This window comes from Amycolatopsis sp. NPDC003861, from assembly GCF_053605405.1.
Window position 1 is genome coordinate 1 of record NZ_JBSGJD010000342.1, and the last position, 8,203, is coordinate 8,203.

4 protein-coding genes are annotated in these 8,203 nt (G+C 70.3%); 2 read left to right on the forward strand and 2 right to left on the reverse strand.

Annotated elements, in window-relative coordinates; translation table 11 throughout:
• Nucleotides 1-132: 132 nt before the first annotated feature.
• Together ACWEVN_RS44070 and ACWEVN_RS44075 are read right to left on the reverse strand one after the other, a co-directional pair.
• Nucleotides 133-1,272, reverse strand: coding sequence for a sugar ABC transporter substrate-binding protein (locus ACWEVN_RS44070; RefSeq protein ID WP_449685430.1), 1,140 nt, complete (start codon nucleotides 1,270-1,272; stop codon nucleotides 133-135).
• Between the two features lie 542 nt (nucleotides 1,273-1,814).
• Nucleotides 1,815-3,551, reverse strand: a complete 1,737-nt coding sequence (locus ACWEVN_RS44075) for a DEAD/DEAH box helicase (RefSeq protein WP_310974867.1) — start codon at nucleotides 3,549-3,551, stop codon at nucleotides 1,815-1,817.
• Between the two features lie 213 nt (nucleotides 3,552-3,764).
• On the opposite strand from ACWEVN_RS44075, the gene ACWEVN_RS44080 reads away from it, so the two are divergent.
• The gene (locus tag ACWEVN_RS44080) at nucleotides 3,765-4,916 is read left to right on the forward strand and encodes a YihY/virulence factor BrkB family protein (RefSeq protein WP_449685429.1); all 1,152 of its coding nucleotides are present in this window, start codon (nucleotides 3,765-3,767) and stop codon (nucleotides 4,914-4,916) included.
• Nucleotides 4,917-5,005: 89 nt separating this feature from the next.
• Nucleotides 5,006-8,146, forward strand: a complete 3,141-nt coding sequence (locus ACWEVN_RS44085) for an efflux RND transporter permease subunit (protein WP_452055255.1) — start codon at nucleotides 5,006-5,008, stop codon at nucleotides 8,144-8,146.
• Nucleotides 8,147-8,203 lie beyond the last annotated feature (57 nt).

Here is an 8,203-nt window from a genome sequence, read left to right on the forward strand (position 1 = left end):
CACATTAATTTTTATTTGTTTGGGTGTGTGTTTTTGTGTGGGGGGGTGGTCGTTTGGGGGGGGGGGCGGGGGCGGGGCCGGGGGGGGGGGGGGCCCCCCCCGCCCCGGCTGTTCATGGGGTACTACCGGGGCTCAGGAGATGCCGAGCGAGGTGCACTTGGCGGCGAGGTCGCCACCGCAGATCTCGCTCGCCTTCACGTAGCCCTGCGTCACGACCGTCTTGATGTCCTTCGCGAGGATCGTCGTCGGCGTCAGCAGCACGGACTTGATGTCGCGGTTGTTCTTCGGGTCGTGCAGCTTGCCGGTCGCGATGGCGTCGGCCGCGGCCTTGTCGCCCTTGGCCAGCGCGGCGGCCAGCTTGGCGCTCGCCTCCGCCTCTTCCTTGATCGGCTTGAAGACGGTCATGTACTGCTCGCCGCGCATGACCGCCATGAGGCCGTCCGCGGTGGCGTCCTGGCCGGTGACCGGGATCTTGCCGTTGAGGCCGTTCTTCTTGAGGATGGTGATGACCGCGCCCGCCAGGCCGTCGTTCGCCGCGACGACGCCGTCGACCTTGCCGCCGTTGGCCTGGAAGATCTGCTCGAACGTCGTGCCGCCGAGCTGGTTGTCCCAGTCGTTGATCGGCTGCTTCTGGATCCGCTTGAGCTTGCCGGAGGAGAACAGCGGCTCGAGGACGGAGTCCTGGCCGTTGGTGAACAGCGTGGCGTTGTTGTCGGTCGGGGCGCCCTCGATCTGGACGACACCCGCGCCGGCCTTGTCCTTCAGCGCGTCCGCCATGGCCTGGCCCTGGAGCTGGCCGACCTTCTCGTTGTCGAACGAGACGTAGTACTCGGCGCTGCCGCCGAGGCTCGGGCGGTCGTAGTTGATGACCGGGATGCCCGCGGTCTTCGCCTTGGCCTCGACCGCGGCACCGACGGCCGGGTCGGACGGAGCGATGATCAGGACCTTGACGCCGGAGCTGATGAAGCCGTCGGCCAGGGTGGAGAACTTCTGGGCGTCGCCCTGGGCGTTCTGGACGTCCGCCTCGAAGCCCTGCGCCGAGAGAGCGGCCTGCAGCATCGGCTTGTCGAAAGCTTCCCAGCGGGCCGAGCTGGCGGTCTCCGGCAGGATGACGCCGACCTTGCCGCTGGCACCGCCACCGGCGGCCGGGGCGGACGAGGAAGCGGAGTTGCTCCCCGTGCCCCCGCTGTTCGAACTGTTGGTACCGCAGGCGGTCAGCACCAGGCCGGCGCTCACCGTCGCGGCGAGGAGGGTAAGGGTTCTGCTGCGCATCCTCGTTCCTTCCGGATCCAAGCATTGGTGACGAGTGGCCGTCGGCGTGTGCTTCGGGCCAGCGAGGCGGCGATCCGGGGAGGCCCGGCGCACCGTCGCGCATATGTTGTGGGCGACAACATATGCCGCTGAGCGGCTGCGGGGAAGATAGCTGGATCGATTAAATGACACCAATTGGACACGGTTCGGCAACACGGGCTGAACCTCGCCCGGAAAGAGTAGATCCGCTGACGATGTGATCGCCAGCACTCACGGTTAGTTACATCGAGGTTTCATCGACCCGTGACGTTGGGCCGGTCGTGTGCACCGAGCGCAACCCGTGGCGAATCCACGGGGTGGCGGCGGGATCGGTCGCCGACTTGCGAACTTCGGGCCAAGAGGTGCCCGAAAGGCCATTCCGCGGGGAACGGACGGGCGACCCCCGGGTGACAGCGTGATACGCAGCGTCACAAGCCCGGCGGTGCGGTGATCGCGCCGCCCCGGGGACGGACGGTGATCGCCGGAACTTCAGCCTCCCGGGCGACAGCGCGCCGCCCGAGGCCTCACCAGGACCGCAGTGTCACGATCCGTTCTTCGAGCTGCTCGACGGTCGCCATCGCCGTCACCGGGCCGCCGCACACCCGCCGCAGCTCGTTGTGGATCGCGCCGTGCGGCTTCTTCGTGCGGTGGTGGTACATGCCCACCAGTGCGTTCAGCTCCTTGCGCAACGCGCCGAGCCGCTCGCTGACCGACTGGGGCCGGGCCGCCGGCGGCGGGGCCTCCTCCTTGGCCGGCTTGCGGCGCTTCTCGTCCGCGATCTGCTCTTCTTGCCGCTTCCGCAGCAGCGCCCGGACCTGATCCGGCTCCAGCAGGCCCGGCAGGCCCAGGTACTCCTGCTCCTCGTCCGAGCCCGAGAACACCGCCGTGCCGAACGAGTTGCCGTCGTAGATGACCTGGTCGAGCTCGGCCGAGGCGCCCAGCGACGTGAACGCCTTCTCCTCCTCGCCCGGCTCGTCCTCGGTGCGGTTGGCCTGGGCCAGGAGCTCGTCCTCCCAGCCCTCCTTCTCGCGGTGCGGCTTGCCGAGGACGTGGTCGCGCTGGGCCTCCAGCTCGCTGGCCAGCTCCAGCAGCACCGGCACCGACGGCAGGAACACGCTCGCCGTCTCGCCCTTCTTCCGCGCTCGCACGTACCGGCCGATCGCCTGGGCGAAGAACAGCGGTGTCGACGCGCTCGTCGCGTACACGCCCACCGCCAGCCGCGGGACGTCGACGCCTTCCGAGACCATCCGGACCGCCACGATCCAGCGCTCGTTCGTCTCGGAGAACTCCTTGATCCGGCCCGAGGCCTTCGGGTCGTCCGAGAGCACCAGCGTCGGCATCTCCCCCGAGATGCGCTCCAGGATCTTCGCGTACGCCCGCGCCGACTCCTGATCCGTCGCGATGACCAGGCCGCCCGCGTCCGGCACGCTCTGGCGGACCTGCGACAGCCGGGTGTCGGCCGCCTGCAGCACCGCCGGGATCCACTCGCCCGCCGGGTCGAGCGCCGTGCGCCACGCCCGGGCGTTCTGCTCCGCCGTCAGCGGCTCGCCGAGCCGCGCGGTGAACTCCTCCCCCGCGCTGGTGCGCCAGGAGGCCTCGCCCGAGTACGCCAGGAAGACGACCGGCCGGACCACGCCGTCGGCCAGCGCGTCCGCGTAGCCGTACGCGTGGTCGGCCTTGCTGCGCTGGAAGCCGCCCGCATCCGGCTCGTAGGTGACGAACGGGATGGCCGAGTCGTCGGACCGGAAAGGCGTCCCGGTCAGCGACAGGCGCCGCACCGCCGGGGTGAACGCCTCGCGGATCGCGTCACCCCAGCTCTTCGCGTCGCCGCCGTGGTGGATCTCGTCGAGGATGACCAGCGTCTTGCGGTTCTCCGTGCGCACCCGGTGCAGCGTCGGGTGCGCCGCGACCTGCGCGTACGTCAGCGCGACGCCGTTGTAGTCCGACGACGTGACGCCGGTGCCGTTGCGGAAGTTCGAGTCGATGGCGATGCCGGCGGCCGCGGCCGAGGCCGCCCACTGGTGCTTGAGGTGCTCGGTCGGCGTGACGATGGTGATCGCCTCGACCGTGCGATCGCTCAGCAGCTCCGCGGCGATCCGCAGGCCGAACACCGTCTTGCCGGCGCCGGGCGTCGCCACCGCGAGGAAGTCCTTCGGCTTCCGCGTCAGGTACTTGGTGAGCGCCCGCCGCTGCCACGCCCGCAGCGGGCGCGCGGTCGAGTCCTTCTCCGCGGGAGGCGCCCCGAGCTGCGTCTCCGTCATGCCGGTCCTCCCCCTCGCTCATGCCGTTGACGTGCGAAAACCCTCACTGTGGTACCGACTGCGGTGTCGGAGACTTCGGTGAGGGCACTGGAGCGAGTCTACCGGCCGGGTCCGACAGTTCCGGGCACCGGCACGGGTGATGTCCCCCGACACGCCCGGCCGCAGGGGGTGTGACGAGCCAAATCAGCACGGATGGACCATGCTGGACACGTCATGGGTGAGGTGCAGCCGTCCGGAGCGACGAAGGTGGCCCGCAAGGGGCCGTGGCGCCTGCTCACGCGCACGTTCGCCAAGGCCTGGGAGGGCAACATCTTCTCCGAGGCCGCCGAGGCGGCCTTCTGGCAGACGCTGTCGCTGCCCCCGCTCCTGCTCGGCCTGCTCGGTTCGCTCGGGTTCGTCGGCGAGTGGTTCGGCGCCGGCGTCGTCACCGCCGTGCACGACCGCATCATCGGCTTCTGCCGGACGGTCTTCAGCACGAACGCCGTCCAGGACATCATCGAACCGACCGTGAACAGCATCCTCACCGTCGGCAAGGGCGAGATCGTCTCGGTCGGCTTCCTGATCTCGCTGTGGGCCGGTTCGTCGGCGATGTCGTCGTTCGTCGACGCGATCACCGTCGCGCACGACCAGTACGGCGTCCGCAACGACGTCTGGCAGCGGATCTTCGCGCTCCTGCTGTACCTGTGCGGCCTGGTGATCCTGGTCGTCGGGCTGCCGCTGCTGGCGATCGGCCCCGACCTGCTGCCGGAGTTCTTCCCGCTGGCCTGGCGCCCGACCGTGACGTCGTGGGTGAGCGCGCTCTACTTCCCCACCCTCGGCGTGATGATCACCCTCGCGCTGACCACGCTGTACAAGCTCGCGCTGCCGCGGAAACTGCCGTGGCACCGCGGGCTGCCCGGCGCGGTCCTCGCCATGGTCGTGTTCCTGCTGTCCTCGGTCGGCCTGCGCGTCTACCTGAACTGGATCACCAAGACCGGCTACACCTACGGCGCCCTGGCCGCGCCGATCGCCTTCCTGCTGCTGATGTTCTTCATCGGGCTGGCCGTGGTCGGCGGCGCGTACTTCAACAGCGCGATCCAGGAGCTGTGGCCGGCGAAGGCGACCCGGCGGCAGCGGCGCAAGTGGCGGCGGCTGGAGATGGAACGCGCCTCCGAGCGGCTGCGCTCGGAGGACGGCCGCAAGCTGTGGGACCGCACGACCACACCGCTGAAGCGCCCGCGCGCCGAAGACGTCGCCACCAATGGCAGCGAACCCGAGCCGTCCGAAGAGGACACCTCTTCACCGAGCGCACCCGAACCGGCACCCAGTGCTGCTCAGGGTCCGGTCTCCTCCCCAGGGACGACCCGGAATCCACCCCCAGACTGAGTCGCTCCTCAGGTCGGACATGGGACGCTTCCCCCGTCACTGACGCAGACGTCGGTCGTCGCGTCGTTCCCGAGGGGGTTTTCCACGTCATGTCCGTGCTGGCCAGACTGAGCCTGCGCAACCGGAGCCTGATCGGCCTGCTCGCGCTGGTCGTCGTCGGCTTCGGTGCCTTTGCGCTGCCGCAGCTCAAGCAGCAGCTCTTCCCGTCCCTGCAGTTCCCGCAGGCGCAGATCGTCACCGCGTACCCGGGTGCGTCGCCGGACGCGGTCGACCGGCAGGTCTCCGAGCCCCTCGAAGGCGGGCTCCAGGGGCTGAAGGGCCTCGAGCAGCTCACTTCGACGTCGTCGGACGGCGTCTCGCGGGTCGTCGCGCAGTTCGAGTTCGGCACCGACATCGACGCCGCCGTCTCGCAGATCCAGCAGGTGGTGAACCAGATCCGGCCGCGGCTGCCGCAGAACAGCGAGCCCGCCGTGTCCGCGGGCAGCACCGACGACCTGCCGGTCGTGCTGGTCGCCGCGGGCACCACCGGGGACCCGCAGGCCCTCGCGCCCGCGCTGACCGACCAGGTCGCGCCGGAGCTGCGGAAGATCGACGGTGTCCGCACGGTCACCGTCACCGGCGTGCAGCAGCCGCGCGTGACGATCACGCTCGACTACGCGAAGCTCGCGGCGGCCGGGGTCGACCCGGCGTCGATCGCGACCACGCTGCAGACGGCCGGGGCCGCGGTGCCGGCCGGGACGCTGACCGAGAACGGCAAGACGCTGTCGGTCCAGATCGGCGGCGGTCAGACCACTGTGGACACGATCCGCAACCTCTACCTCACGCCGGGCGCGACCGCGGGAGCCGGCCGCACGCCGGCGCGCGGGCCGGTGAAGCTCGGTGACGTCGCCGACGTCCAGGCCGGGTTCGCGCCGCCGACGTCGATCACGCGCACCAACGGCAAGCCCAGCCTCGGCCTCTCGGTCACCATGGTGGAGAACGGGAACGCCGTCGCCATCTCCGACGCCGTCCGCGCCAAGCTGCCGGACCTGGCGAAGAAGACCGGCGCCGAGATGAGCGTCGTGTTCGACCAGGGCACCCCGGTGAAGGACGCGATCAGCGGCCTGACCACCGAAGGCCTGCTGGGCCTGGCCTTCGCGGTCGTCGTCATCCTGCTGTTCCTGCTGTCGGTGCGCTCGACGCTGGTGACCGCGGTGTCGATCCCACTGTCGGTGGTCGTCGCGCTGCTGGCGCTGTGGACCGGCGACCTGTCGCTCAACCTGCTCACCCTCGGCGCGCTGACCATCGCGATCGGCCGGGTGGTCGACGACTCGATCGTCGTGCTGGAGAACATCAAACGGCACCTGGCCTACGGCGAGGAGAAGGACCGCGCGGTGCTCGACGGCGTCCGCGAGGTGGCCGGCGCGGTGACGTCGTCCACGCTGACGACGGTCGCGGTGTTCCTGCCGATCGCGTTCGTCGGCGGGTTCGTCGGCGAGCTCTTCTCGCCCTTCGCGATCACCGTGACGGTGGCGCTGCTGGCGTCGCTGCTCGTCTCGCTGACCGTGGTTCCCGTGCTGGCGTACTGGTTCCTGAAGCGGCCCGCGGTCCCGGCGGACGCTCTCGAGGCCGAACGCGCTCGCGAAGCCGCCGTCGAGAAGGAGCGCCGCAGCATCCTGCAGCGCGCGTACCTGCCGGTGATCCGGTTCGCGACCCGGCGGCGGCTGACCGTCGTGCTGCTGGCCCTGCTGATCTTCGCGGGCACGGTGGGGCTCGCGACGCGGCTGAACACGAACTTCCTCGACCAGTCCGGCGGCACCACGCTGAACATGACGCAGAAGCTGCCCGCCGGCACCAGCGTCGAGGCGAAGGAGAAGGCGGCCACGGCCGTCGAGCAGGCCCTCGCGGCCGAGCCCGCGGTGCAGACCTACCAGGTCAGCATCGGCGGCGGCGGGGCGTTCGGCTTCGGCGGCGGGACCAACACGAGCATCTCGGTCACCGTGGCCAAGGACACCGACCTCGACGCGCTGTCGGACCGGCTGCGGTCGAACCTGACGTCGCGGCCCGAGCTGGGCGAGATCAAGATCGGCGCGGACGCGTCCGGGTTCAACTCCGACCAGGTCTCGGTGACGGTGACCGCGCCGTCGGAGGCCGCGCTGAAGCCGGCGTCCGACCAGGTGGTGCAGGCGCTGCGCGGGGTGTCCGGGCTGAGCGAGGTGTCGAGCGACCTGAGCGTCGGTTCGCCGCGGGTGCAGGTCGAGGTGGACGACGCCGCGGCCGCCGCGCGCGGGCTGTCGGCGAGCACCATCGGGCAGATCGCCAACCAGGCGATCGCCGGGCGCACGGTGACGCAGCTGCCGGTCGGCGGGCAGCGCACGGACATCGTGCTGCGCGCCGGCACGGCTCCGGTGACGGTCGACCAGGTGCGCGGGCTGCCGATCCCGGGCCCGGGCGGCGTCGTCCGGCTGGACGAGGTGGCTCGCGTGTCCACAGTGGACGGCCCGGCGTCGGTGCACCGCACCGGCGGCGACCTGAGCACCACGGTGACCGCGAAGAACACCGGTGACGACCTGACGAAGACGACGGCGGACATCAAGTCCAAGCTGGACGGTCTGACCTTCACCGGCGGGGCGGCGTACTCGCTCGGCGGCGTCAGCCAGGACCAGCAGGAGGCGTTCTCGAACCTGTTCCTGGCCCTGCTGGCGGCCATCGCGATCGTGTTCCTGATCATGGTGGCGACGTTCCGGAGCCTGATCCAGCCGCTGATCCTGCTCGTGTCGATCCCGTTCGCGGCGACCGGCGCGATCGGGCTGCTGCTGGCCACGGGTACCGCGCTCGGCCTGCCGGCCCTGATCGGGATGCTGATGCTGGTCGGCATCGTCGTCACCAACGCGATCGTGCTGATCGACCTGATCAACCAGTACCGGGCGGAGGGGATGAGCGTCGCGGACGCGGTCACCGAAGGCGGCCGTCGCCGGCTGCGCCCGATCCTGATGACGGCGGCGGCGACGATCTTCGCCCTGGTTCCCATGGCGCTGGGCATCACCGGCCAGGGCGGGTTCATCGGCCAGCCCCTGGCGATCGTGGTGATCGGCGGCCTGGTCAGTTCCACCCTGCTCACGCTGGTCCTGGTCCCGACCCTCTACACGATGGTCGAGACCCGCAAGGAACGCCGACGCGCCCGCCGCGAAGCCAAGCGAACCCCGGCCCAGGCCCCGGATTCGGAGTCCTTGAACCCGGAACTCGCGTGAGCCAAGCCGTAACTCACGTGATCTGAGACGGAACTCGCGTGATTGGGGCCGTAACTC